Here is a 1,928-nt window from a genome sequence, read left to right as displayed (position 1 = left end):
TCAGCCTGGGAAGATAGTAGACGCTGCCGCGGCTGATCCCCAACTCGCGCGCCTGCCGTGTGACCGGCAACGCATGCGAACGGTGGATCATCGTCTTGCGCTCGGCAACAGTCCCGCCTTCCCGAGCGCCCCGGACAAAAAATCGTTCACCAGCGTCAACTCGCCGATCTTGGCGTGCAACGTCTTCACATCAATCTCAGGCTCGGCTGGTTTACTATGGCCGTCCGACCCGAAAACTCCTGCCGCCCCTTCTAGCAGCTGGCCGCGCCAGATCGTGATCTGATTCGGGTGCACGTCGAATTGCTGCGCCAACTCGGCCAGCGTCTTCTCGCCCTTCACAGCAGCCAAGGCCACCTTCGCCTTGAAGGCCGGGCTGTGGTTCCGGCGTGGTCGCTTGCTCATCTTGCCTCCTGCTCGCGGCCAGCATGGCCGCTGTCAGATCGGCGATCCACTTATCCCCGCTGTCCAGATTTCCCGAACCACCTCTTAGTGCGCGGTCATTCGGCCGTAGCTGCGGTTGATTTCCGGGTCGTAAAAGGACGCCTTGTTCACCGCGCTTTTGAGATTGTCAGGCACCAGCAGCCGCGGAACTCCGTCAATGTGGCGGAAAAGCCGAACGTGCGAGCCGATCCAGTCCGGTAACGTCTGCGACCAGGTCGCCTCCGCAAAGGTGTAGTTTGACGCGCCCAGCACGGCGACGAAGATCTCCGCCAGCCGCACTTCGCCGGTCAGCGGATCGTTGATCGGCAGACGCTTGCCGGAATAGTCGACGAAGAGCTTGTCGCCGGCGACGTGATGCTGCCGCATGACCGGCGACAGGCGCTGCTGAAACTCCCGTAAGAGCTCGCAAAACCGGGAGTAGCCATAGCCCTCAGGCCAGATCTTCCGATACTCCTCCCATAGAATCAGCATTGTAACCGCTGGCCGTTTCAACTCGCGAGACAGTTCGGCCCAGTCCGGTTCCGGATGTTTGCGTACGCCGGAGCTACTTCTCGTCCCAGCACCTGCGAACAAGCGCGCTTCCAGCACGTCGTCGGTCACGTCTTCGGCAAGCGGCCAAACCAAACCTGCAGCCTTCGAGCGCTCGAGCGCCCGCTGGATGGTCGTTCGGGCGATGCCCGTGACGCGCACGATATCGCGCGTCGGTGTCCCTTGGTGATGAAGGCGCAGAATCCGCCGTAAGTATCGCATGGTCAGCTTTCTCCTGGCCGGCATCAGCCCCTCCATCCTTGTTCAAAGGACGAGACTTCTGCCGCAGTTGCTGACCCGAACAGGTCTCCTAAATGCCGCCACCGACCCGGCCCGCTTGCCACTGGAATGGTGGCCCGCTTTGCGTCGGAATGGCCGCCCGCTTCACATCGGAACGGGGGCCCACTTTACGTTGGAATGCGGGCCCGCTTCGCATCGGATTACCCGGCCCGCTTCGGTCGGAATTCGCATTCCAGCGACGCGCATCGTCGAACGTGATGGTTTGAAAATAGGAATAGTAGGGCTTGCGTGCCCCATCGTTGACAAGACCATGCCACCGGCATTCAGTACCGGTCTCTACTTCACGATCGGCGTTGCGGAGACGCGGCGCTGGATCGACCAGCTTCGCCAGAACGACGGGGTAGACCTGATCATCGTCCTTTCGCATCTCGGCTTCCCACAGGACATGAAGCTGGCAGGCGAGGTTGACGGGATCGACGTCCTCTTGAGCGGACATACGCACAACAGGATGCACGAAGCGATCGTCGTTAACGGTGCAATCATCATGCAGTCGGGGTGCCACGGTGCCTATGTCGGCCGGCTCGATCTTTCGGTGGCGGGTGGCCGCGTCGTCAACTTTCGCCATGAGCTTATTCCCGTAGACGATCGCTTGCCCGATCACGCAGGAGTGGCTGCCTTGGTGGCAGCCGCGACCGCTCAGGAGCGCAGCGCGATGGACG

2 protein-coding genes and 1 pseudogene are annotated in these 1,928 nt (G+C 61.5%); 1 reads left to right on the top strand and 2 read right to left on the bottom strand.

The window, feature by feature from the left end:
* Both U1872_RS22180 and istA read right to left on the bottom strand, forming a co-directional pair.
* A pseudogene (locus U1872_RS22180) lies at nt 1–402 on the bottom strand (transposase); the annotation flags it as partial.
* Between the two features lie 84 nt (nt 403–486).
* On the bottom strand, nt 487–1,215 hold the full coding sequence (istA, locus tag U1872_RS22175; protein ID WP_332795042.1) for an IS21 family transposase: 729 nt from the start codon (nt 1,213–1,215) through the stop codon (nt 487–489).
* On the opposite strand from istA, the gene U1872_RS22170 reads away from it, so the two are divergent.
* Nucleotides 1,190–1,928 (top strand): metallophosphoesterase family protein (locus U1872_RS22170; RefSeq protein ID WP_332795041.1); only part of this gene is annotated, 739 nt, incomplete at its 3' end. The two genes, istA and U1872_RS22170, sit on opposite strands and share 26 nt — an antisense overlap.

This window comes from Parasphingomonas frigoris (assembly GCF_036663815.1).
GTDB lineage: Bacteria > Pseudomonadota > Alphaproteobacteria > Sphingomonadales > Sphingomonadaceae > Sphingomonas.
The sequence above is the reverse complement of the archived record's forward strand: the minus strand, read 5'-3'. Positions and strand labels throughout refer to the sequence as shown.

Excerpts from the sequence above, each read along its gene's own strand:
- istA (WP_332795042.1), bottom strand. The coding sequence starts at position 1,215 with ATGCCGGCCAGGAGAAAGCTGACCATGCGATACTTACGGCGGATTCTG.